Consider the following 23,699-nt stretch of genomic DNA (forward strand, 5'->3'; position numbering starts at 1 on the left):
CCCGACCCTGATATTCGAGGGGCCACCGTCCCCGAGTCCGTACCAGGGACGATCTCAGGGCCGCCCCTGATGTCCGGGGAGGGCCGGACGTGTGACGATCGGTGCATGTCCGCAACCGCTCGTGTCACCGAGACCGACGAACCACCCGTGCGCAGGCTCTACCGGAGCGCCGACGGGCGGTGGCTCGGTGGTGTCGCACGCGGCCTCGCGGGCCACCTGGGCCTGCCGGTCGTCTGGGTGCGCGCGCTGTTCGTGGTGCTGTCGTTCTCGAACGGTCTGGGCATCGTGCTCTACGCGGTCTTCTGGATCGTCGTCCCGCTCGGTGTCGGCGGCCGGTCCGCCCCGCGCTCCCTCTTCGAGGAGACCCCGGACGGGCGGCGCAGACTGCGCAAGCCCGACAGCGGCCAGGTCGTCGCCCTGATCGCGCTCGGCATCGGCATCGCGGCCCTCGTCGGGAACATCAGCGTCGACAACGAGACCGGGCGCTACATATGGCCCCTCCTCCTCATCGCCGTCGGCGTCGTCCTGGTCTGGAGACAGGTGGACAACGCCCGCCGGGCCAGCTGGACCGACTCCGGCCGGCACAGACGGGCGCTCCAGATCGTCCGCGGCCTCGTCGGAGTCGGGCTGGTCGGCACCGGCCTCGCGGTCTTCGTGGTGGTCCGCGGCTCCGTCGCCCAGCTCGGCACGGCCCTCACCGCCGCCGTCGCGGTCCTCACCGGCATAGCCCTGCTCGCGGGACCGTGGCTGGTCCGGATGTCGCAGGACCTCACGGAGGAGCGGACCATGCGCATCCGCGCGCAGGAGCGCGCCGAGGTCGCGGCCCACGTCCACGACTCCGTGCTGCACACCCTCACCCTGATCCAGCGCAACGCCGACGACGCCGGCGAGGTGCGCCGCCTGGCCCGTGCGCAGGAGCGCGAGCTGCGGAACTGGCTCTACAAGCCCGAGGGCACCGGCCGGGACGAGGAGCCCGAGACCCTCGCTGAGGCGGTGAAGCGGGCGGCGGCCGAGGTGGAGGACAAGCACGGTGTTCCGCTGGAGGTGGTCGTCGTCGGCGACTGCCCCCTCGACGAGAAGCTGGCCGCGCAGATGCAGGCCGCGCGCGAGGCGATGGTCAACGCCGCCAAGTACGGTGGCGAGGGCGGGGCCGTGCAGGTGTACGCCGAGGTGGAGGGCCGCATGGTGTTCGTCTCGGTGCGGGACCGGGGGCCGGGCTTCGACCTGGACGCGGTGCCCGAGGACCGGATGGGCGTACGAGAATCGATCATCGGCCGTATGCAGCGCAACGGCGGTACGGCCCGGCTGCGGTCACCGCAGGGTGGGGGCACCGAAGTGGAGCTCGAGATGGAGAGGGCGGACGGATGAGCGACGAGACCGGAGCGGCGACCGGAACCGATGCGGGGGCGCCGGGCACGGAGCGCCGGGTGCGGGTGGTGCTCGTCGACGACCACCGGATGTTCCGCACCGGGGTCCAGGCCGAGATCGGCCGGACCGAGGTCACCGGTGTCGAGGTGGTCGGCGAGGCCGCCGACGTCGACCAGGCGGTCACGGTCATCACCGCGACCCGCCCCGAGGTCGTCCTCCTCGACGTGCACCTGCCGGGTGGCGGCGGGGTCGAGGTGCTGCGGCGCTGCGCGAGCCTGATGGGCGCGCCCGAGGATCCGGTCCGTTTCCTGGCCCTGTCGGTCTCGGACGCGGCCGAGGACGTCATCGGGGTGATCCGGGGCGGTGCCCGCGGCTATGTGACCAAGACGATCACCGGCACCGACCTGGTCGACTCGATCTTCCGGGTCCAGGAGGGCGACGCCGTCTTCTCGCCGCGCCTCGCCGGTTTCGTCCTGGACGCCTTCGCCTCGACGGACGCGCCGCCGGTGGACGAGGACCTGGACCGGCTCACCCAGCGGGAGCGGGAGGTGCTGCGGCTGATCGCCCGGGGATACGCGTACAAGGAGATCGCCAAGCAGCTCTACATCTCGGTGAAGACGGTCGAGTCGCACGTCTCGGCGGTGCTGCGGAAGCTCCAGCTCTCCAACCGTCACGAACTGACGCGCTGGGCCACCGCCCGCCGCCTGGTCTGAGCGGGGCCGAGGGGGAGGGGAGCTGAGCAGATCTCACCGGGCCTGAGCAGGTCTCACCGGGCCTGAGCAGGTCCCGAGCGGGCCCTCACCGAGCCCGAGCGGGCTTGACGGGGCCGAGGGGGCTGAGCCGGGTCTGACGGGGTCGGGAGGAGACCTGAGCAGGTCTGACGGGGCCGGAGCGGATGGCTGGGACCCGAGCGGCCTCACCAGCCCGGGCCGGACTGACGGGACCGGAGGGGCTGGAGAGGCTGGAGCGGGTGACCGGGGCCCGAGCGGGTGACCGGGGGGCCCGAGCGGGTCTCACCGGGCCTGAGCGGGCTTCGCTGAGCCTGCGCGGGTCTCATCGAGACCGAGCGGTGGGGTCCTGGACCCCCCCGGGATCTGCGTCGGGCCTGAGCGGCGGGCCTTACCGAGCCTGAGCGGGCCCGAGCGGGGCTGGATCGGGGCCTGAGGGGCCGAGCGGGTCTCACCGGGCCTGAGCAGGTCTGGGATCGGGGCCTGTACCGGGCCTGAGCGGGTCTGGGATCGGGGTCTGCGTCGGGCATGGGCAGGTTCGAGTGGAGGGGGCGGCGTTCAGTCGACTCGGGTTGCTCCGGCGAAGGGCATTTCGTCGATGGGGGCGATTCGTACGGGGGCGCCGGGGCGGGGGGCGTGGATCATTTGGCCGCCGCCGATGTAGAGACCGACGTGGCTGATCCCGGAGTAGAAGAAGACGAGGTCGCCGGGGGCGAGCTGGGAGCGGGAGACGCGTCGGCCGGCGTTGATCTGGGTGTATGTCGTGCGGGGCAGGGAGACGCCGGCCGCGCGCCAGGCCGCCTGGGTGAGGCCGGAGCAGTCGTAGGCGGAGGGGCCCGTCGCCCCCCAGACGTACGGCTTGCCGAGCTGGGCGCGGGCGAAGGCGATGGCCTCGGCGGCTCGTCCGGCGGGGGCGGTCACCGGCTCGCGCTCGCCGCCCGAGGAGCGGTCGGCCCGCAGCGGGGCGGAGCCTTCGGCCGTGACCGGGTCGCTCGGCGCGTCGGTCCGCGTCGAGGGGCCGGAGCCGTCGCGGGCGGCGGCGGCCGCCTCGTACCGTGCGCGTTCCTCCGCGGTCAGCCGGGCGAGGAGTGTCCTGGCCTCCGCCAGCTTGCCGAGCACGGCCGCCTTCTGCCTCCGCAGCTCGGCCTCGTGTCCGCGCAGTGCGGTGAGCGCCCCCGCCGACTCGCCGCGGAGCTGCCGGATCGCGGCGAGCTCGCGCCGTACGGCCGTGAGGGCGGCCGTCTGTCGTTCTCCGGCCTTCTCGGCGAGTGCGGCCCGTTCCAGGTACTGGTCGGGGTTGGAGGTGAGGGCGAGCTGCACCGCGGGGTCGAGCCCTCCGGAGCGGTACTGGGCGGCGGCCATGGCCCCGATCCCGTCGCGGGCGGCGTTGAGCCGCTCGGTCCTGCGGGCGGCCTCGTCGCGCAGCCGGTCGAAGGCGACGCGGGCCTCGTCGGCCTTCTCCTTCGCCCCGTTGTACCGCTCCGTCGCGACCTCGGCCTCCTCGTAGAGCCGGTCGACCTTCGCCTTGACCTGGGCGGTGGTGGGCCGGGGGTCCGCGTGTCCGGAGCCTTCGAAGAGCGTCGCCGTCGCCGCCGAGGCGAGGGCGAGGGTGGCGGCGGTGCGGACCGCGGAGGTGCCGAGGGGGGACTGTCTGGACTTCCGGTGCGCTGCCACGAGGGCGGGTCACATCCTCTTCCCTGGGGGACGGTGCCCGCCGGGCCGGCGGCGGGCCGCACAGGGGAGACGGACCGCCGCCGGTTTTCTCGGCGGGGGTGACCGACGGCCGCCGGATCGCCGGCGAGGGTGGGGAGCCGGTCACCTGGTGGAGGACGCTAAACCTGGGGTCACGGCCGGACGAGGAGTTGACCGCTATTGGCGTCAGTTGACGTGTCGGAGACCGAACTCGTTCGCCCGGAGTGAGGGGCCGGGAACATTCCGTCGACCGGCCGACCGAACCGGCGGGGGGAGTGGACCCGGCCGGAGAGCGGTGGTAGGGCCCCGGTTAGGCTCCGCCCCATGGACGTCCTCATCAATGTCTTCGTCGCCCTGCACATCATCGGCATCGCCTCCCTCCTCGGGGGCTTCCTCACCCAGATGAAGGCGATGGGCGCCGGTACGGCCCGCTTCGTCCCCGCGATGCTGCACGGCGCGCTGACCATGCTGGTCACGGGCGTCGCGCTCGTCGGCATACACCAGGCCGAGGGCCACACCGTGAACAACCTCAAGATCGGCATCAAGCTGGCGATCCTCGTCGTGATCCTCGGCCTCGTCTACGTCAAGCGGGACGAGGAGAAGGTCGACAAGGGCCTCTTCGGCGCCGTCGGCGGCCTGACCATGGCGAACATCTTCATCGCGACCCTCTGGGTGTGAGGCGCGGAGCCGCCCGGGTACGAGGCGCGGAGCCGCCCGGGTGTGAGCCCTTCCACAGTCCGCGTCCCGAAGGCGGGCCCGGATGTCGGTGGGGCGTCCTAGACTCGTGAGGCGATGAGCAGCCTCTTTGACGACAGCTTCCTGGCCGGCCTCCAGAACAACGCGGAGGAGCCCCCGCCCCACCCCGAGGACGAGGAGTACGGCTCCCCGGCCACGGAGGAGGTCCCGCACGACCTCTTCGGGGAGCACTTCGACGCACCCCCGCCCGCCCGGGAGACGCACTACCGCGACGGCCACCCCCGGCCCGTCGTGGACCCCGCCGCGCTCCTGGAAGGGCTGAACGAACAGCAGCGCGCCGCCGTCGTCCACACCGGCACCCCGCTGCTCATCGTCGCCGGCGCGGGCTCCGGCAAGACCCGGGTGCTCACCCACCGCATCGCCCACCTCCTGGGCACGCGGCACGTCCACCCCGGCCAGATACTGGCGATCACCTTCACGAACAAGGCCGCCGGCGAGATGAAGGAGCGCGTCGAGCAGCTCGTCGGACCGCGTGCCAGTGCGATGTGGGTCATGACCTTCCACAGCGCGTGCGTCCGCATCCTGCGCCGCGAGTCGAAGAGGCTCGGCTTCACCTCCTCCTTCTCGATCTACGACGCCGCCGACTCCAAGCGGCTGATGTCCCTGGTCTGCCGTGACCTGGACCTCGACCCGAAGAAGTTCCCGCCGAAGTCGTTCAGCGCCAAGATCTCGAACCTCAAGAACGAGCTGATCGACGAGGAGAGCTTCGCGGACCGGGCCGCCGACGGCTTCGAGAAGACGCTCGCCGAGGCGTACCGGATGTACCAGGCGCGGCTGCGCGAGGCCAACGCCCTGGACTTCGACGACATCATCATGACGACGGTCCACCTGCTCCAGGCGTTCCCCGACGTCGCCGAGCACTACCGCCGCCGCTTCCGCCACGTCCTCGTCGACGAGTACCAGGACACCAACCACGCCCAGTACACCCTCGTGCGGGAGCTCGTCGGCACCGGCTACGAGGACCTCGGCCCGGCCGAGCTGTGCGTCGTCGGCGACGCCGACCAGTCGATCTACGCCTTCCGCGGCGCGACCATCCGCAACATCCTCCAGTTCGAGGAGGACTACCCGGACGCGACGACGATCCTCCTGGAGCAGAACTACCGCTCCACCCAGACGATCCTGTCCGCCGCCAACGCCGTCATCGAGCGCAACGAGTCCCGCCGCCCCAAGAACCTGTGGACGAACGCGGGCGCGGGAGCGCAGATCACCGGTTACGTCGCCGACACCGAGCACGACGAGGCCCAGTTCGTCGCCGACGAGATCGACCGGCTCACCGACGCGGGCGAGGCCAAGGCCGGCGACGTCGCCGTCTTCTACCGGACCAACGCCCAGTCCCGCGTCTTCGAAGAGGTCTTCATCCGCGTCGGACTGCCCTACAAGGTCGTCGGCGGCGTGCGCTTCTACGAGCGCAAGGAGGTCCGGGACGTCCTCGCGTACCTCCGCGTCCTCGCCAATCCCGAGGACAACGTCCCGCTGCGCCGCATCCTCAACGTCCCCAAGCGGGGCATCGGCGAGCGCGCCGAGGCGATGATCGACGCCCTGTCCCTGCGCGAGAAGATCACCTTCCCGCAGGCCCTCAAGCGGGTCGACGAGGCGTACGGCATGGCGGCGCGCTCGGCGAACGCGGTGAAGCGGTTCAACGCGCTCATGGACGAGCTGCGCACCGTCGTCGAGTCCGGCGCCGGCCCCGCCGTCGTCCTGGAGGCCGTCCTGGAGCGGACCGGCTACCTGGCCGAGCTCCAGGCCTCGACCGACCCGCAGGACGAGACCCGGATCGAGAACCTCCAGGAGCTCGCCGCCGTCGCCCTCGAGTTCGAGCAGGAGCGCGGCGAGGAGCCCGCGACCCTCGCCGAGTTCCTGGAGAAGGTCGCGCTCGTCGCCGACTCCGACCAGATCCCGGACGAGGACGAGGAGGGCCGGGGCGTCATCACCCTGATGACCCTGCACACCGCCAAGGGCCTCGAATTCCCGGTGGTGTTCCTCACCGGCATGGAGGACGGCGTCTTCCCGCACATGCGCGCCCTCGGGCAGACGAAGGAGCTGGAGGAGGAGCGGCGCCTCGCGTACGTCGGCATCACGCGCGCGCGTGAGCGGCTCTACCTCACCCGCTCGTCGATGCGCAGCGCCTGGGGCCAGCCCTCGTACAACCCGGCCTCGCGCTTCCTGGAGGAGATCCCGCCCACGTACCTGGAGTGGAAGCGGACCGGTCCGATGGCGAAGCCCGCCGGGCCGACCTCGGGGATCACCTCCTCGCTCTCCTCCTCCCGCGCGCGCTCCGGCCCCTCCGGCTTCGCCACCCGGCGCGCCGGCGAGAAGCCGGTGATCTCCCTCCAGGTCGGCGACCGCGTCACGCACGACCAGTTCGGCCTCGGCACGGTCATGTCGGTGACCGGCGCGGGCTCGGACGCCCAGGCGACCATCGACTTCGGCGACGACAAGCCGAAGCGGCTGCTGCTGCGGTACGCGCCGGTCGAGAAGCTGTAGCGGAGAAGGGAAGGGCCCCGGCGCGATGCCGGGGCCCTTTCCTGCGTAGGGGGAAGCTCAGCTCGTCGGGTCGAGCCCGTGGCTGCGCAGCCAGGGCAGCGGGTCGATCGCGGCGGTGCCGTTCGGCCGGACCTCGAAGTGGAGGTGCGGGCCGGTGGAGTTGCCGGAGTCGCCGGAGTACGCGATGACGTCGCCGGCCTTCACGTAACCCGAGCGGATCTTGGCGCTGCTGAGGTGGCAGTACCAGGTCTCGGTGCCGTCCGGGGCGGTCACGATCACCATGTTGCCGTAGGCGCTGTTCAGCTGGGTGCGGACGGTGCCGTCCGTCGCGGCCATCACGGGTGTGCCGGTGAACACGGGGAAATCGATCCCGGTGTGCACGGACATCCAGTTGACGCCCGACTGGCCGAAGCGCGCGCTGAGCCGGTGCAGCGCCACCGGCAGCGCGTACTTGGGGCGCAGCGCCTCCTTGCGGGCCGCTTCCTCCTCGCGCTTCTTCTTGTCGGCCGCCTGGCGGGCGCGGAGGTCGATGCGCTCCTGGGTGCGGCTGGCGCGGTCGCCGAAGTCGCGGGCGTCGGCGTTGAGCGCGGCGAGCTGGGTGTCGAACGCGTTGTTGGCGGCGACCTGCTTGACGGAGGCCGGGTCGGCCGCGGCGAGCGTGGTGGTGTTGTCCTTCTGCCCGCCGTCGGTGTTCCCGGTCAGTCCGCCGACGGAGGCGGCGGCGATGCCGGCGACGCCCATGACGCAGGCGGAGGGGACGGCGACGGTCAGCAGCGCGGACCGCTTGGCGGGGGTACGGCGACGGCCGCGGTTGCCGCCGGAGGAGCGGCGCACGGGACGGCCGCCGGCGGGCGGCCCGGTGCGGACCTCGACGGCCGGCCGGTCGTGCGGGCCGTCCTCGCCGTCCTCTTCGAGGTCTTCCGGCGCCCCGGCCGCTGCCAGGTCGTCGGGCTCGGCCGGGTCGTAGGCCTCTTCGGCCTCGTAAGCCTCGTCGGAGGCTTCGTAGGTCTCTTCGGACGTTTCGTGGACCTCGTCGGCCGCGTGTCCGTCGTGTTCCCCGGGGACGTACGCGAAGGCGAACTCGGCGGTGTGCTCGGCCTGCGCGGGGTGCGGGGCGTACTGCTGGGGGACGACCGGCTCGGGCTCCGGGGCCGTGTGGTTCCACGCGGTCGCGTCGAAGGCGCCGGTCTCGGTCGCGAAGGCGGGGGCGGCCCACTGTCCGGTGGCGTCGTAGGCCTCGTAGCCGTACGTGCCCTGGGCGGCGTAGGCGCCGGCGTGGGCGGTCTCGTACTGGCCGGTGTGCTGGGCCTCGGTCCAGGCGGAGGCGTCCCACTGGCCGGTGGTGTCGTACTGCGTCGCGGTGGTCGCGTACGTGCCGGTGGCCTCGTAAGACCCGTAAGAGGTGGCGGCGGTGTTCCACTGGCCCGTGGTGTCCCACTGGCCGGTCGCGTCGTACTGCCCGGTGGTGTCGTACTGCCCCGTCGTCGCGTACGTGCCGGTGGCGGCGTACTGGCCGAGGTCCCACTGGCCGCTGTGGTCGGCCTGACCGCCGGCGTAGGCGCCGAACAGCGGGTCGATGGCGAAGCTGCCGGTGGTGTGGGCGCCGTCTCCGACGTACCCGGCGTGGGGGTGCTGGTCGTTCACCAACGTCTCTCTCGCCTCGGCAGCAGGACCAGTCCGGGGCGGGCCCGTGAGGGGTGTCCCGGGGGTAAGCAGTGGCGCGACTGTACCCGGCGGTACGCGCGGCGGACAATCTTCGGAGGGGTTTGGGCCCGTAGGAAAAGGGCAATCGACCGTGTTTTGCCAGGTCGGGTGGAGAGCTTTGGCCTTGTGTTCGATGAACGTTCGAAGAACGGTGTCGTGCGCTCAGGCGACGGAGCTGGCGCCGGGCCCCTCGTCCCGCCTTCCGGAGACGACCGGACCGCCGGCGTCGAGGGCCTCCCGGACCCCGGCGGCCACCGTCGGATGCACGGGCAGCGCGAGATGGCCGATGCCGCTCACCCGCACGTTGTGCACGAGCAGGTCGGGGTGGTCGAGACGGGCGGTCTCCACCGGCACCATCACCTGGTCCAGATCGCTCCAGAAGCTCACGAACCGGGTCCGGCAGCCGGGCGCGGGCCCGGAGAGCTCCCGCAGGACCTCCGAACCGGGCCGCATCTGCCGCACCAGCGGATGCGCGTCGGCGAGCGGGGCCACCGTGGTGCCCGCGTGCGGGGTGCCCAGCGTCACGAGGGTGCGCACCCGGGTGTCGCCGCCCAGTCGCTGCACGTAGTAGCGGGCGATGAGGCCGCCCAGGCTGTGCCCGACGACGTCGACCTCGGCGTGTCCGGTGCGGTCGCGGATCTCGTCCACCCGGCGGCCGAGCATTTCGGCGGCGGCCCGCAGGTCGCAGGTGAGCGGGGAGTAGTTGAGCGACTCGACGCAGTCACGTCCGTGCCGGACGAGGGAACGGCGCAGCAGGACGAAGACCGAACGGTTGTCGACGAAGCCGTGCAGGAGGACGACCGGGCGGGTGCCTGCGGCGATGGGCGTGGGGGCTTCGGCAGGGATGTCGGCGGGGCGCTCGGCCGACGTCGCGGTGGATGCGGATGACGTGGCGGGATGCGCGGCGGGCGCCGGGTCGGGCGTCGTGTCGGGATCCCCGGTGGGCTTCGCGGTGGGTTTCGCGGGGGTGGAGAGCCGTTCGGAGACGATCCCGGACGGGTAGAGGACGAGATGGCCGGTGAGGATCGCGACTTCCAGCGCGGTGGCCTTCATCAGGGCGGTGACCTTGGCGAGCTCCATGGCCGGCCTCCCGAACGGCACGCGGGGCCGAACGGTACGCCGGTCCGCCGCGCCCCCGCGCCGCACGGACGGCGGCACGGGGGCGCGGCGACCTCGTCGCGGCTCCCTTCGCGACCGGCCCCGCTTGCGGCTGGTGGGCCCAGGAGGAGGGCCCGAAAGCGGGGACGGCGCAGAGCGAACATGTCCCACGTGTGATTTCCCCCTCGGTCGCCACCGCGAAACGGCCGGGTGCGGGATGCTGGAGATAACGTTCGTTCACCTCCCCGGCAATGAGGCGCGGGGGTCGCATGTGGAGGCAGTGATGGGTGTGAGCGGTCCGATCCGCGTGGTCGTCGCCAAGCCGGGTCTCGACGGTCACGATCGCGGGGCCAAGGTGATCGCGCGAGCGCTCCGCGACGCCGGCATGGAGGTCATCTACACCGGGCTCCACCAGACGCCCGAGCAGATCGTCGACACCGCGATCCAGGAGGACGCCGACGCCATCGGTCTCTCGATCCTCTCCGGGGCGCACAACACGCTGTTCGTGAAGGTCCTGGAGCTCCTCAAGGACCGCGACGCGGAGGACATCAAGGTCTTCGGCGGCGGCATCATCCCCGAGGCGGACATCGCCCCGCTGAAGGAGAAGGGCGTCGCGGAGATCTTCACGCCGGGCGCGACGACCACGTCCATCGTCGACTGGGTGAACGCGAACATCCGCGTCGCGGCCTAGTCCGTCCCCGGCGCGGTACGCGCCTCGCTGTCAGGGCCTTCCCGTACGGGAGGGCCCTTCCGCGTCAGGGCGCCGGGGTGTCCGGCCGTCCGGGCCCTCGGCCCTTCGGCGTCTCACGGGGTGGGGGATGCGGAGCCAGGCGGCGGCGGTATGAGTTCCGCGCGCATCGCCGCGCGGAGCCGGAGCGTGGAGACCAGGCGCTGGAAGGCCTCCGCCCAGTAGTCGCCCGCGCCGGGCGAGCTGTCCTCCGCCTCGTCGGGACGGGCCGTCAGGGACTCCAGCTGCCGGGCCGCCTCGGGGGCGAGGCAGCGCTCCGCCAGGCCCATCACCCCGCTGAAGCTCCACGGGTAACTGCCCGCCTCCCGCGCGATGTCGAGGGCGTCGATCACCGCCGCGCCCAGCGGCTCCGCCCACGGCACGGCGCAGACGCCGAGCAGCTGGAACGCCTCCGAAAGCCCGTGGGCCGCGACGAACGAGGCCACCCAGCGGGCCCGTTCCTCCACGGGCAGCGTCGAGAGGAGCTGGGCGCGCTCGGCCAGGGACGAGGTGCCCGGGCCCGTCGCGGGCGGGACCGCAGGCGAACCGAGCAGCGCGCGCGACCAGTCCGGGTCCCGCTGGCGCACGGCGGCCCGGCACCAGGCCGCGTGCAGTTCGGCCTGCCAGTCGTCGGCCACCGGCAGTGCCACGATCTCCTCCGGTGTGCGGCCCCCGAACCTCGTCGGCCAGAAGGGCAGCGGCGCCGCCTCGACGAGCTGCCCCAACCACCAGGAACGCTCGCCCCGGCCCGCCGGAGGCGTCGCCACCAGGCCGTCCCGCTGCATCGCCGCGTCGCACTCGTGCGGGGCCTCGACGGCGATCGTCGGCGACGGGGCCGTACGGTCCAGGCCGACGCAGGTGGCGGCCCGGCCCGCCATCCGGCCCGCGAGAGCGGAGGCCGGCAGGGCGGAGAGCAGCTCGGCGGCGGTGGCCCGGACGTTACGGCTGCGGTCGCCCAGGGCCTCTTCGAGGAACTCCTCGTCGGCGTCGGAGAGTCCGGTCCGCAGCGAGTCCAGGAACATCAGCCGGTCCTCCGCCCGCTCGGTGGACCAGGTCGACGCGAGCAGCGCGAGACCGGCGGCCGGGTCCTCGGTCCGTACGGAGACGAGCAGGGCGACCCGCTCGGCGAACAGGCCCTCGTCCCACAGGGCGCGGACCCCTTCCGCGTCACTCGGGGACGGGAGCCTTCCGGCCGCGCCCGTGCCCCGCAGGGCGAACCTCCACTCGGGGTTGAGCCGGGCCAGCCACAGCCCGCGCGGACCGGCGAGGCGGAGCGCCTGGGGCCGCAGATCGGTGCGGGCCCTGGCCGCGTCGAGCAGCGCCGGCAGGGCGGCCGGCGCCGCCTTGTAGCCGTGCTGGTTGGCGAGGGCCAGCCACTGGGGGAGCAGCTCGGCCAGGTCGGGGGCGGCCCCGCGCCGCCCGGCGGGCGAGGGCGCGGCCCGGCCGGCGAGCAGCTGGTCGAGGCGGAGCCGGGCGGCCTCGGGCAGCGGGGCGCGCGGGTCCTCCGGGGCGGGCTCCGGCAGGGGCGCGGCGGGCCCGGGCCGCAGCCCCGCCCTGCGCCGTACGGTGTGCAGCGCGGCGGCGTCGAGCAGCGCGCCCGGCATGTCCCGGGCCGCCACGGAGCCCACGAGCCCGGCGGGCGGCCGCCGGTCGGTCCCGAGCATCGCCGAACTGACGAGCTCCTCCCAGGCGCGGGCGGAGCCGTCGTCGAGCCCTGTCGCCGCCGGTGTGGCTGTGGTGGCGGGTGGGGTCGGGGGCGTGGTCGTACGGCTCGCGTCGTGGTCGGTCGTGCTCTCCGCCGTCGGGGCGGGCGCGGTGGTCGGGTCCATCGGGCTCCTCCGGTGGGTCGGTGCGCGGTGACCGGGCGTCATATGAGGGGGACCGTCTCGCCCGGGGTCTCCGGCGACCAGGCGGCGAGCGGGGTGAACCCCCGGTGCCCGCACTCCCCGAACACGGTCACTGGGGCGCCGCCGGACACGGCGAGCAGCCGCCAGAGGCCGGACCGGGACTGCGCGGTGGACGTCAGGGGCACCGCCTCGCGGCCGTCGGCGTCGGCGAGCTGCCAGCCGTACTCCCCGCGCGCCGGTACGACCCCGCTCAGCGTCACCGGCCAGGAGTCCAGCCACGGGTCCTCGCCCAGTGCGCGGCCGTACGCGTCGAGCGCCGCGCCGACCGGCCCGCCCGCCGGTGGGGCGACGGGGCCCGCGACCGGGACGAAGTGCTCGCCAGGCTCCGCCCGCAGCCGGCCGGCGCCGGTGTGCGGGGTCAGCTCGCCGTCGAACAGCGCGCCCACGGGCAGCGCGAGCCGGGGCGCTCTGCCCGCCGCGCCGTAGGAGAGCAGGAGCGCGGTGCGGCCGGTCGTCGTGCCGTGCAGCCAGATCCGACGGGTGGTCAGCCGGGCGTCGGCCGCGTCGTACTGGGCGAGGACCAGCCAGTGGTCGCGCACCGGGACGCCGTCGGCCGTGGTGGTGAGGCCCACCCGGGTCCGCACCGTCGTCGCGAACGGGGCGGGCAGCCGGTCCGCCGCCAGCCACGCCCGGTCGAGGAGGTGGGTCAGCGCGCACTCCTCCAGGAGCCGCACGGGCCAGCCCGGACCCGAGCCCGGTATCGCCCCCAGCTCCCGGACCCGCCCGGCGAGCCCCGGCGCCTGGGCGTCGACCATGCGGGCCGCCGTCTCCTCCCACAGCCCGTACCCCGCCTGCCCGGCCGCCGCCAGGCCGCCGCGCAGCAGGTCCGCGAGCCGCTGCTCCAACTCCTGGGCGCCCGAGGTGATCCGGGCCGCCCGGCGCTCGGCCCTGCGGCGCGCCGCCTCGGGGTCCGCCGTCGCGCCCGGGGCGGCGTCCCCGGCGCCTCGGCCGGCTTCCGCGGCCCGGCCGCGCCGTGCCGTGAGCCACTGCGCGGCCCAGTCGGGCGCGGGGGAGTCCTCGGCGGCGATCCCGTCCGCCGCGCGGAGCAGCAGCAGGCCCAGCGCGTGCTTGCAGGGGAGCTTCCGGCTGGGGCAGCCGCAGGAGTACGCCGGGGCCGTGGTGTCGACGACCGTCCGGTACGGCGCGCTGCCGCCGCCCTTGCACAGACCCCAGACCGCGCCGTCGCCGCACCCCGTCTCCGACCACGGCCCGGCCGTGCCGAGCCTGCCCCCCGCTCTGCGCGACGCGTCGTCAGGAGCCAGTGCCAGCACCTGTTCAGCCGTCCAGCGCACCCCCATGGCATTCATGTCCTCGACGGTAGAGGCCGCCACTGACAACGCCCCTGAGCCGGCACTCCCGTGAGGAGGTGGGCGGCGGAGGCGGGCGATGAGCGATTTGACTTTACTCTTTCTTTACGATTCTCTGCGGCGACCTACGAACCGCACCACGCCGCCCAGGGGACCCCATGAAGCGCACCGTCCGCACCGCCGTCTCGGCCCTCGCCGTCACCGGCCTCGCCCTCGGCCTCGGGGCCTGCACCGAGGCCACCGAGAAGGCCGTCGACCAGGTCGACAAGTCCGTGACCGAGACCTACGAGGTCACGTACGAGGTCAGCGGCAAGGGCGTCGAGTCGATCGACTTCCACGCCGGCGGCGGCACCGCGATGGAGCCGAAGATCGAGTCGGAGAAGAAGCCCGCCACGCCGTGGAAGAAGACGGTGACGCTGAAGGGCATCATGCCGCCGGCCGTCATGCCCGTCTCCCTCGACCCCGCCGACCTCACCTGCAAGGTCGTCTACCAGGGCAAGGTCATCAAGGAGGCCAAGGGCGAGCAGGCGATGGCGGGCGGCTGCGTCGCCGTCTCCCCGATTGTCGGCTGACGCCCCTCACCGGTCGTCGGCTGACGCCCCCTCATCGGTCGTGGGTTGACGCCCCTTCGCCGGGCATGGGCTGACGCCCGCTCACCCCTCCGTACCCTCCCAACCGGCCCTGAACAGCGGTGACATCCGATTGTCAGTGCCATGGTGCACGGTGGATCGCACAGCAGGTCGAACGATCTGGAGGGGGATCCATGCCCGTGCCCGAAACCATCGCGAAGCCCGGGTCCGGTGTCCAGACGGACACCGGACCGGGCGGGCCGCAGGCCGCCGTCGAGGCCCTGCGACCGCACGCCGAGCACGCCTTCGCCCATGAACTCGCGGCCCTCGCCGCCGCCGACGACCGGCCCCGGCCCGCCCGCTGGCGCCTCTCGCCCTGGGCCGTCGCCACCTACCTCCTCGGCGGCACGCTCTCCGACGGCACCGTCATCACGCCCAAGTACGTCGGGCCGCGCCGCATCGTCGAAGTCGCCGTCACCACGCTCGCCACCGACCGTGCGCTGCTCCTGCTCGGCGTCCCCGGCACCGCCAAGACCTGGGTCTCCGAGCACCTCGCCGCCGCCGTCAGCGGCGACTCCACCCTCCTCGTCCAGGGCACCGCCGGCACCCCCGAGGAAGCCATCCGGTACGGCTGGAACTACGCCAGGCTCCTCGCCCACGGCCCCAGCAGGGACGCCCTCGTCCCCAGCCCCGTGATGCGCGCGATGTCCCGGGGCGCGACCGCCCGCGTCGAAGAACTCACCCGCATCCCCGCCGACGTGCAGGACACGCTCATCACGATCCTGTCCGAGAAGACCCTGCCCGTCCCCGAACTGGGGGAGGAGGTGCAGGCCGTCCCCGGCTTCAACCTGATCGCCACCGCCAACGACCGCGACCGGGGCGTCAACGAGCTCTCCAGCGCCCTGCGCCGCCGGTTCAACACCGTCGTGCTCCCGCTGCCCGCGACCCCCGAGGACGAGGTCGACATCGTCGCCCGCCGCGTCGAGCAGCTCGGACGCTCCCTCCGGCTGCCCGCCCTTCCCGACGGCGCCGACGAGATCCGCCGGGTCGTCACCGTCTTCCGCGAACTGCGGGACGGCGTCACCGCCGACGGCCGGACCAGGATCAAGTCCCCCTCCGGGACGCTCTCCACCGCCGAGGCGATCTCCGTCGTCACCGGCGGCCTCGCCCTCGCCGCCCACTTCGGCGACGGCGTCCTCCGCCCCGCCGACATCGCCGCCGGCATCCTCGGCGCGGTCGTCCGCGACCCGGCGGCCGACCGCGTCGTCTGGCAGGAGTACCTGGAAACGGTCGTACGGGAGAGGGACGGCTGGAAGGACTTCTACCGCGCCTGCCGCGAGGTGAGCGCATGACGTCCCTGGGCGCGGCCTGCGGGGCGGAGGTCGGGCCTGTGTCTGGGGCCGTCGTGCCCGGCCGCGGGGCGGAGGTCGGGCTTGCGTCCAGGGCCGCTGCGCCCGGCCGCGGGCCGGAGGATGGGTCTGTGGCCGGGGTCGGTGTGCCTGGCCGGGCGCTGGGAGTCGGCCATGTGTCCGGGGCCGCTGTACCCGGCCGCGGGCCGGAAGCCGGGCCTGTGGCTGGGCCCGGTGTGCCTGGTCGGGGGCCGTTGTTGCTCGGTGTGCGGCATCACGGGCCCGGGTCGGCGCGGGGGGTGTGGGCCGCGTTGGAGGCGGGGCGGCCCGCTGTCGTGCTCGTCGAGGGGCCTGCCGAGGCCGACGCCCTGGTGGCGCTCGCGGGGGACCCCGGTATGCGGCCGCCGGTCGCGCTGCTGGCCCATGCCGTGGACGACCCGGGGAGGGCGGCGTTCTGGCCGATGGCCGAGTTCTCGCCCGAGTGGGTCGCGATCCGCTGGGCCCTCGGCCGGGGCGCGGTCGTCCGGTTCATCGACCTGCCCGCCGCTCACACCCTCGCGGCCGCAGACCCCACCTGGCGGGACGAGGACGACGAAGTCGCCGGGAGCGGTCCGCGGATCGACCCCGTCGCCGAACTGGCCGGGGCCGCCGGGTACGAGGACGCCGAGCGCTGGTGGGAGGACGTCGTCGAGCTGCCCGGGCACGGGGACCCCACCGCCCCCTTCGAGGCCCTCGCCGAGGCCATGGCCGCCCTGCGCGAGACGTACGGGCACGGCGGCCACCCCCGCGACCTGGTCCGCGAGGCGTACATGCGGCTCCAGCTGCGCGCCGCCCGCAAGGAGTTCGGGGACTCCGTCGCCGTCGTCTGCGGGGCCTGGCACGTGCCCGCGCTCGCCCGCCGCACCACCGTCACCGCCGACCGGGCCCTCCTCAAGGGCCTGCCCAAGGTGAAGGCCGAGCTGACCTGGGTCCCCTGGACCCACCGCAGGCTCGCGCGCCGTTCCGGCTACGGCGCCGGGATCGACGCGCCCGGCTGGTACGGACATCTCTTCGCCGCCCCCGACCGGCCCGTCGAGCGCTGGATGACCAAGGTCGCCGGCCTCCTCAGGGCCGAGGACCACCCCGTCTCCTCCGCCCACGTCATCGAGGCCGTCCGGCTCGCCGAGACCCTCGCCGCCCTGCGCGGCCGCCCGCTGCCCGGCCTCGACGAGACGACCGACGCCGTCCGCGCCGTCCTCTGCGAGGGCTCCGACGTGCCGCTCGACCTCGTCCGCGACCGCCTCGTCGTCGGCGACGTCCTCGGCGAGGTCCCGGCCACCGCCCCCGCCGTACCCCTCCAGCGCGATCTGACCCGCCGCCAGCGCACCCTGCGCCTCAAGCCCGAGGCCCAGGAGCGTGACCTCGACCTCGACCTCCGCAAGGACACCGACGGCGAGCGCAGCCGCCTGCTGCACCGTCTGCGCCTCCTCGGCGTCCGCTGGGGCGAACCGGTCGCCGGGCGCGTCGGCACCGGGACGTTCCGCGAGGCCTGGCGGCTGCGCTGGGAGCCCGAGCTGCACGTCCGGGTCGCCGAGGCCGGCGTCTGGGGCACCACCGTCGAGGCCGCCGCCACCGCCAGGGCCGAGTCCCTGGCCCTCGCCGCGACCGCCCTCGCCGACATCACGGCCCTCGCCGAGCAGTGCCTCCTCGCCGGGCTCACCGACGCGCTGCCCGTCGTCATGCGGGCGCTCGCCGACCGGGCCGCCCTCGACACCGACGTCGCGCACCTCGCCCAGGCCCTCCCGGCCCTGGCCCGCTCCCTGCGCTACGGCGACGTCCGCGGCACCGGCACGGCGGCCCTCGGCGAGGTCGCCGCCGGGCTCGCCGAGCGGATCTGCGTCGGCCTGCCGCCCGCCTGCGCCGGACTCGACACCGACGCCGCCGCCCTGATGCGAGACCGACTCGACGCCGTCCACACGTCGATCGGCCTCCTCCAGGACCGCCCCGGGACGAACGAGGACCCCGGGCATCGCGACGCCGCCGCAGGAGCCGAGCCGGGGGACGCGGCCGACACCTCCCTCCCCGCCCTCGCGACCCGCTGGGCCGGGGTGCTGCGGCGGCTCGCGGAGCGGGATCGGGTGCCCGGGGTCCTTCGGGGGAGGGCGGTCCGGTTGCTGCTGGACGAGGGGTGGATGGGGGAGGGGGAGGCCGCGGTGTTCATGGGGCGGGCTCTTTCGCCGGGGACGCCGCCGGGGGACGGTGCCGCGTGGATCGACGGGTTCGTCGGCGGGGCTTCTGGGGGCGGGTTGCTTCTCGTGCATGACGAGCGGCTGCTCGGGTTGGTGGACGACTGGTTGACGGGGGTGCCGGACGGGGCGTTCGTCGATGTGCTGCCGCTGCTGCGGCGGACCTTCGCCGGGTACGAGGCGGGGGTGCGGCGGACGCTCGGGGAGCTGGTGGCCCGGGGGCCGCGCTCCCGCGGGTCGGGGGCCTCGGCGCCCGTTGCGCCCGGATTCTCGGCCGAGCCCGACCTCGGGCGGGCGGACGCCGTGCTGCCCCTGCTTCAGCTCATCCTCGGGACGGAGGCTTCCGTATGAGTACGACTGCCGGTGACGACGAGCGGCTGCGGCGGTGGAGGCTGGTGCTGGGGGGCGGGGACGGCGAAGGCACCGGGCGGCGGCTCACCGGAAGCGACGCCGCGATGGACGGCGCGCTCGGCGCGCTCTACGACGGCAAGGGGCAGGGGGGCGGCGCCGGGCTCGGGGCTTCCGCGCCGTCCGTCGCGCGGTGGCTCGGGGACATCCGCACGTACTTCCCGAGCTCCGTCGTGCGGGTCATGCAGCGCGACGCGATCGACCGGCTCGGGCTCGCGACCCTGCTCGCGGAGCCGGAGATGCTGGAGGCCGTCGAGGCCGATGTGCACCTCGTCGGGACGCTGCTCTCGCTCGGGAAGGCCATGCCCGAGACGACCAGGGAGACGGCGCGCGTGGTGGTGCGCAAGGTCGTCGACGAGTTGGAGGGGCGGCTCGCGAGCCGTACCCGCGCGACCCTCGGCGGCGCGCTCGACCGTTCCGCACGGATCAGCCGTCCCCGGCACCGCGACATCGACTGGGACCGCACGATCCGCGCCAACCTCAGGAACTACCTGCCCGAGCACGGCACGGTCGTCCCCGAGCGGCTCGTCGGCCACGGACGGGCCTCCCGGGCGGTCAGGAAGGAGGTGGTGCTCTGCGTCGACCAGTCGGGATCGATGGCGGCCTCCGTCGTCCACGCCGCCGTCTTCGGCGCGGTCCTCGCCTCCCTCCGGTCGCTCGCCACCCGCCTCGTCGTCTTCGACACCGCCGTCGTCGACCTGACCGAGCAGCTCGACGACCCGGTCGACGTCCTCTTCGGCACCCGGCTCGGCGGCGGCACCGACATCAACCGCGCCCTCGCCTACTGCCAGTCGAGGATCACCCGGCCCGCCGACACCGTCGTCGTGCTCATCAGCGACCTGTACGAGGGAGGCATCCGCGACGAGATGCTGAAGCGGGTCGCCGCGATGAAGGCGTCCGGGGTGCAGTTCGTGAGCCTGCTCGCGCTCTCCGACGAGGGCGCGCCCGCCTACGACCGGGAGCACGCCGCCGCGCTCGCCGCGCTCGGCGTCCCGGCCTTCGCCTGCACCCCCGACCTGTTCCCGGAGATCATGGCGGCCGCCCTGGAGAAGCGCCCCCTGCCGATACCGGAGGGGTGAGGCGGGCCGGTGCGGAATCCGTCGTCCCGGAACCACCCGCACGGGTGCCGGGGACCCGACTGAGTCCCATATCACATCAGCGCCCGAGAGGCCCTCATTCGTGCTCCGGGCGCGCCGTGAGGGGGCGGGAGCCCAGGCCCCGCCTGGCGTGAAGGCCGCACGCCCCCACCCCCCGACCCCTACGGACCGCCCCCTGATCCCTACGATCTGTGACCCGTATCACCGCTCTGTCGGGATCTGCGATTTAGGGACCCACGGCCCACGGGGATAACCTGCGAGACGGACATGCCGCGTCCACGGACTCCGTGCACGCCTCCCTTGTGACAGCGCAGTCACGTTGCCCTTCGCGGCACGCCCACGCAGACAACGAACCGCGATCATCAGAAAAGGGACGGACGCGCGTGGACCTGTTCGAGTACCAGGCGAGGGACCTCTTCGCCAAGCACGGTGTACCGGTGCTGGCCGGTGAAGTCATCGACACGCCTGAGGCGGCGCGCGAGGCCACCGAGCGTCTTGGCGGCAAGTCGGTCGTCAAGGCGCAGGTGAAGGTCGGCGGCCGCGGCAAGGCCGGCGGCGTCAAGCTGGCCGCCACCCCGGACGAGGCCGTCGCCCGCGCGACGGACATCCTCGGGATGGACATCAAGGGCCACACGGTCCACAAGGTGATGATCGCGGAGACCGCTCCGGAGATCGTCGAGGAGTACTACGTCTCGTACCTCCTCGACCGCACCAACCGCACCTTCCTCGCGATCGCCTCCGTGGCCGGTGGCATGGACATCGAGGAGGTCGCCGCGTCGACCCCCGAGAAGGTCGCGAAGGTGCCGGTCGACGCCAACAAGGGCGTCGACATCGAGAAGGCCCGCGAGATCGTCGCCGCGGGCCAGTTCCCGGCCGAGGTGGCCGAGAAGGTCGCCGAGGTCCTCGTGACCCTGTGGAAGACCTTCGTCGCCGAGGACGCGCTCCTCGTCGAGGTCAACCCGCTCGCCAAGGTCGCCTCCGGTGACATCCTCGCCCTCGACGGCAAGGTGTCCCTCGACGAGAACGCCGACTTCCGTCAGCCCGAGCACGAGGCTCTCGAGGACAAGGCCGCAGCCAACCCGCTCGAGGCTGCCGCCAAGGCCAAGGGCCTCAACTACGTCAAGCTCGACGGCGAGGTCGGCATCATCGGCAACGGCGCCGGTCTGGTCATGTCGACCCTGGACGTCGTCGCGTACGCCGGTGAGAACCACGGCGGCGTGAAGCCGGCCAACTTCCTCGACATCGGTGGCGGCGCCTCCGCCGAGGTCATGGCGAACGGCCTGGAGATCATCCTGGGCGACACGGACGTCAAGTCCGTCTTCGTCAACGTCTTCGGTGGCATCACCGCCTGTGACGAGGTCGCCAACGGCATCGTCCAGGCCCTGGAGCTCCTCGCCTCCAAGGGCGAAGAGGTCACCAAGCCGCTGGTCGTGCGCCTCGACGGCAACAACGCGGAGCTGGGTCGCAAGATCCTGTCGGACGCCAACCACCCGCTCGTGCAGCGCGTGGACACCATGGACGGCGCGGCCGACAAGGCCGCCGAGCTCGCGGCTGCGAAGTAAGGGACAGGGGAAACCACAGCCATGGCTATCTTCCTCAACAAGGACAGCAAGGTCATCGTCCAGGGCATGACCGGTGCCACGGGCATGAAGCACACCAAGCTCATGCTGGGTGACGGCACCAACATCGTCGGTGGCGTGAACCCGCGCAAGGCCGGCACGACCGTCGACTTCGACGGCACCGAGGTCCCGGTCTTCGGCACCGTCGCCGAGGCGATGGAGAAGACGGGCGCCAACGTCTCCGTCCTCTTCGTGCCGCCGGCCTTCGCGAAGGCCGCCGTCGTCGAGGCGATCGACGCCGAGATCCCCCTCGCCGTCGTCATCACCGAGGGCATCGCCGTCCACGACTCCGCCGCGTTCTACGCGTACGCCGTGGAGAAGGGCAACAAGACCCGCCTCATCGGCCCGAACTGCCCCGGTCTCATCACCCCGGGCCAGTCCAACGCCGGCATCATCCCGGGCGACATCACGAAGCCGGGCCGCATCGGCCTGGTCTCGAAGTCCGGCACGCTGACGTACCAGATGATGTACGAGCTCCGTGACCTCGGCTTCTCCTCCGCCGTCGGCATCGGTGGCGACCCGGTCATCGGCACCACGCACATCGACGCCCTCGCGGCGTTCGAGGCCGACCCCGACACCGACCTGATCGTCATGATCGGCGAGATCGGCGGCGACGCCGAGGAGCGTGCGGCCGACTTCATCAAGGCCAACGTCACCAAGCCGGTCGTCGGCTACGTCGCGGGCTTCACCGCCCCCGAGGGCAAGACCATGGGCCACGCCGGCGCCATCGTCTCCGGCTCCTCCGGCACCGCCGCCGCGAAGAAGGAGGCCCTCGAGGCCGCCGGCGTCAAGGTCGGCAAGACGCCGACCGAGACCGCCAAGCTCGCGCGCGCCATCCTCGCGGGCTGAAAAGCCCGAGAAGGCTGACGGGCTGTGCGCACAGCAGCCCGACCAGCGGCACGTGAGGGGGCCCCGCCCCTCCCGGGAGACCGGGCGGGGGCGGGGCCCCTTCGCGTGTCCGTACGTTCGCGCGTCCGTCGTCCGTCTGTCCGCACGCGTCACCCGGCACGCGTCACTCGACCGCCGGGACCAGCCGCTCCGGGCCCGGGTTGGGCTCCGAGCGCAGTTTGTCGCGGAGCTGTACGTCCTCCGGGCGGAGCTTCTGCGGTCCGCCGCGCACGGGCACCCCGTTGACGGTCTCGCCGGGGGCGTTCACCGGGATGTAGCGGGTCGGCGCGGTCGCCACCGTGAAACCCGTGACCCCGATGAGGATCGCCGTCACCCCGAGCACCGCCCGCGTCCACTTCCGGGCCCGGTGCTCGCTGCCCGTCCGTACCGCGCGCGCGGCCGGCAGGGTCGCCGTCGGCGCCTCCGCGACCAGAGCGCTCAGACGCCGGTGCAGGGCCTCCGGCTCGGCGAGCTCCGGGATCCGCTCCGCGATGACCTCACGGGCGTGCAGCAGCCGGTTCGCGGCGGCGGGGGTGCTCGCCTCCGTCTCGGCCGCCGTCTCCGGCAGGTCCAGGCCGAGCCCGTCGTACAGCAGGACGGTCCGGCGGTACGGCGGCGGCAGCTCCAGCAGCGCGCCGAGCAGCGCCCGCCGGTTCGCCTCCGTCGGCGGGGCGTCGGGGTGCTTGTGGGTGCGGCGCAGCCGGTGCCAGGGAGAGAGGGCGTACTCGTACGCCGCCGCCCGCACCCAGCCCACCGGGTCCGCGTCCACCGCCACCTCGGGCCAGCGCTGCCACGCGTGGTGGAAGGCGCGCTCGACGGCCTCCCGGGACAGTCGGCGGCGGCCGGTGAGCAGGTACGTCTGGTGGACGAGGGCGGGCGCGGCGTACGCGTACAGCGCGTCGAAGGCCTCCTCCGGGGTGAGGCCCGGTCCGGCCGGTTCCGGTTCCGCGGGGGCCTCCGCCGCCACCGGTTTCAGCCGCTCCGGCGGCTTCGCGCCCCCTTTGCGGGCGGCCCCGTGCGCGATGGCCGGCACCGGGGCCGGGGGCCGCGGCGGCTTCGCGGCCCGCTTGGCGGCGGCCTTGGGCCGGACGCCGGCGGAGACCGCCGACGCACCGGCGGCCGGGGCGCCGCCCTGCACACCCGAGACCCTCGGCGCCGATGCGGCTGCCGCCGGCTGGGCCTGGACGGACGCCGTTGCCGCTGCCGCCGGCGACTGGGCCGACGACGTCGCTGCCGCTGCTGCTGCCGGCGACTGGGCTTGGGCCGGCGATGTCGCTGCCGCTGCCTCCTGACCCTGGGCCGACACGGCTGCCGCCGGCCGGGCCTGGGCCTCCGGCTGCCTGGCCGGTTGCGCCTGCGGCTGGGCTTCGGGCCGGGCGGCCTGGGCCTCTGGCAAGGCCTCCTGGTCTTCGGGCCCGGCAGCTCGGGCTTCGGGCCGGGCGGCCTGGATCTCCGGCAAGGTCGCCGGGGTCTCCGGCCGGGCGGCCCGGGGCTCTGCCCGTGTCGGCGCGGGCCCGGGCGGCTTCGGGGTCGTCGGGAGCGGGGGCTCCGTGCCCTCCGCGCCGAGCAGTCGCGCGTATGCCTCGCGCTTGCGGCCGCGTGGGGTGGACCGGCCGGTCTCCCAGGCCTTGACCGTGGCCCTCGTGACGCCCAGGGCCTCGGCGACCTGCTCCTCGGTGAGGGCGAGGGCCTCACGCAACCTGCGCCGCTCCTTCGGGGTCGGCAGGGTGGCGGAGGGGGCGGAATCCGCGGTGCTCCGGCTCATCGGCGTCG

Annotated in this window: 17 protein-coding genes; 11 read left to right on the plus strand and 6 right to left on the minus strand. The window is 73.8% G+C overall.

Features of this window, described 5'->3' with window-relative positions:
• Nucleotides 1-105: 105 nt before the first annotated feature.
• Both ACFYUS_RS00855 and ACFYUS_RS00860 read left to right on the plus strand, forming a co-directional pair.
• The gene (locus ACFYUS_RS00855; RefSeq protein WP_388844178.1) at nucleotides 106-1,368 is read left to right on the plus strand and encodes a PspC domain-containing protein; all 1,263 of its coding nucleotides are present in this window, start codon (nucleotides 106-108) and stop codon (nucleotides 1,366-1,368) included.
• Entirely contained in the window at nucleotides 1,365-2,081 is a 717-nt protein-coding gene (locus tag ACFYUS_RS00860; RefSeq protein WP_366039914.1) for a response regulator transcription factor, read from the plus strand. The genes ACFYUS_RS00855 and ACFYUS_RS00860 overlap by 4 nt, the downstream gene beginning before the upstream one ends.
• A 573-nt stretch (nucleotides 2,082-2,654) precedes the next feature.
• Here ACFYUS_RS00860 and ACFYUS_RS00865 read toward each other — a convergent pair.
• Nucleotides 2,655-3,770 (minus strand): NlpC/P60 family protein, encoded by a 1,116-nt coding sequence (locus tag ACFYUS_RS00865; protein ID WP_388844180.1) that lies wholly within the window; start codon nucleotides 3,768-3,770, stop codon nucleotides 2,655-2,657.
• 342 nt (nucleotides 3,771-4,112) lie between these two features.
• Here ACFYUS_RS00865 and ACFYUS_RS00870 point away from each other — a divergent pair, with 342 nt between their 5' ends.
• Both ACFYUS_RS00870 and pcrA read left to right on the plus strand, forming a co-directional pair.
• Nucleotides 4,113-4,466, plus strand: coding sequence for a hypothetical protein (locus ACFYUS_RS00870; RefSeq protein WP_388844182.1), 354 nt, complete (start codon nucleotides 4,113-4,115; stop codon nucleotides 4,464-4,466).
• Nucleotides 4,467-4,580: 114 nt separating this feature from the next.
• On the plus strand, nucleotides 4,581-7,028 hold the full coding sequence (gene pcrA, locus ACFYUS_RS00875; protein ID WP_388844184.1) for a DNA helicase PcrA: 2,448 nt from the start codon (nucleotides 4,581-4,583) through the stop codon (nucleotides 7,026-7,028).
• Between the two features lie 57 nt (nucleotides 7,029-7,085).
• Here the strand turns inward: pcrA and ACFYUS_RS00880 are convergent, their stop codons facing one another.
• Both ACFYUS_RS00880 and ACFYUS_RS00885 read right to left on the minus strand, forming a co-directional pair.
• Nucleotides 7,086-8,672 (minus strand): peptidoglycan DD-metalloendopeptidase family protein, encoded by a 1,587-nt coding sequence (locus tag ACFYUS_RS00880; protein ID WP_388844186.1) that lies wholly within the window; start codon nucleotides 8,670-8,672, stop codon nucleotides 7,086-7,088.
• A gap of 222 nt (nucleotides 8,673-8,894) precedes the next feature.
• The gene (locus ACFYUS_RS00885) at nucleotides 8,895-9,812 is read right to left on the minus strand and encodes a lipase family alpha/beta hydrolase (RefSeq protein ID WP_388844188.1); all 918 of its coding nucleotides are present in this window, start codon (nucleotides 9,810-9,812) and stop codon (nucleotides 8,895-8,897) included.
• A 301-nt stretch (nucleotides 9,813-10,113) separates the two neighbouring features.
• Between ACFYUS_RS00885 and ACFYUS_RS00890 the strand changes: the two genes are divergently transcribed.
• Nucleotides 10,114-10,521: a cobalamin B12-binding domain-containing protein gene (locus ACFYUS_RS00890; RefSeq protein ID WP_388844190.1), complete on the plus strand. Its 408-nt coding sequence runs from the start codon at nucleotides 10,114-10,116 to the stop codon at nucleotides 10,519-10,521.
• Nucleotides 10,522-10,634: 113 nt separating this feature from the next.
• On the opposite strand, the gene ACFYUS_RS00895 is transcribed toward ACFYUS_RS00890, so the two are convergent.
• Together ACFYUS_RS00895 and ACFYUS_RS00900 are read right to left on the minus strand one after the other, a co-directional pair.
• Nucleotides 10,635-12,386: a DUF5691 domain-containing protein gene (locus tag ACFYUS_RS00895; RefSeq protein ID WP_388844192.1), complete on the minus strand. Its 1,752-nt coding sequence runs from the start codon at nucleotides 12,384-12,386 to the stop codon at nucleotides 10,635-10,637.
• A gap of 38 nt (nucleotides 12,387-12,424) precedes the next feature.
• Nucleotides 12,425-13,771 (minus strand): SWIM zinc finger family protein, encoded by a 1,347-nt coding sequence (locus ACFYUS_RS00900; protein WP_388844194.1) that lies wholly within the window; start codon nucleotides 13,769-13,771, stop codon nucleotides 12,425-12,427.
• Nucleotides 13,772-13,929: 158 nt separating this feature from the next.
• Here ACFYUS_RS00900 and ACFYUS_RS00905 point away from each other — a divergent pair, with 158 nt between their 5' ends.
• The 6 genes from ACFYUS_RS00905 (at nucleotide 13,930) to sucD (ending at nucleotide 21,887) form a co-directional block, all read left to right on the plus strand.
• Nucleotides 13,930-14,343 carry a hypothetical protein gene (locus ACFYUS_RS00905; protein ID WP_388844196.1) on the plus strand — a complete coding sequence of 138 codons (414 nt, stop codon included), beginning with the start codon at nucleotides 13,930-13,932 and terminating at the stop codon, nucleotides 14,341-14,343.
• 191 nt (nucleotides 14,344-14,534) lie between these two features.
• Nucleotides 14,535-15,692 carry an AAA family ATPase gene (locus tag ACFYUS_RS00910; protein WP_388844198.1) on the plus strand — a complete coding sequence of 386 codons (1,158 nt, stop codon included), beginning with the start codon at nucleotides 14,535-14,537 and terminating at the stop codon, nucleotides 15,690-15,692.
• On the plus strand, nucleotides 15,689-18,265 hold the full coding sequence (locus tag ACFYUS_RS00915; protein WP_388844200.1) for a DUF5682 family protein: 2,577 nt from the start codon (nucleotides 15,689-15,691) through the stop codon (nucleotides 18,263-18,265). The genes ACFYUS_RS00910 and ACFYUS_RS00915 overlap by 4 nt, the downstream gene beginning before the upstream one ends.
• Nucleotides 18,262-19,401, plus strand: a complete 1,140-nt coding sequence (locus ACFYUS_RS00920; RefSeq protein WP_388844202.1) for a VWA domain-containing protein — start codon at nucleotides 18,262-18,264, stop codon at nucleotides 19,399-19,401. Before ACFYUS_RS00915 ends, ACFYUS_RS00920 begins: the two co-directional genes overlap by 4 nt.
• 401 nt (nucleotides 19,402-19,802) lie before the next feature.
• On the plus strand, nucleotides 19,803-20,981 hold the full coding sequence (sucC, locus tag ACFYUS_RS00925) for an ADP-forming succinate--CoA ligase subunit beta (protein WP_388844204.1): 1,179 nt from the start codon (nucleotides 19,803-19,805) through the stop codon (nucleotides 20,979-20,981).
• Nucleotides 20,982-21,002: 21 nt separating this feature from the next.
• Complete coding sequence (sucD, locus tag ACFYUS_RS00930) at nucleotides 21,003-21,887, plus strand: succinate--CoA ligase subunit alpha (protein ID WP_388844206.1); 885 nt, start codon at nucleotides 21,003-21,005, stop codon at nucleotides 21,885-21,887.
• 163 nt (nucleotides 21,888-22,050) lie between these two features.
• On the opposite strand, the gene ACFYUS_RS00935 is transcribed toward sucD, so the two are convergent.
• On the minus strand, nucleotides 22,051-23,691 hold the full coding sequence (locus ACFYUS_RS00935) for a sigma factor-like helix-turn-helix DNA-binding protein (protein WP_388844207.1): 1,641 nt from the start codon (nucleotides 23,689-23,691) through the stop codon (nucleotides 22,051-22,053).
• Between the last annotated feature and the right edge of the window lie 8 nt (nucleotides 23,692-23,699).

This window comes from Streptomyces sp. NPDC004284 (genome assembly GCF_042874035.1).
Lineage (GTDB): Bacteria > Actinomycetota > Actinomycetes > Streptomycetales > Streptomycetaceae > Streptomyces.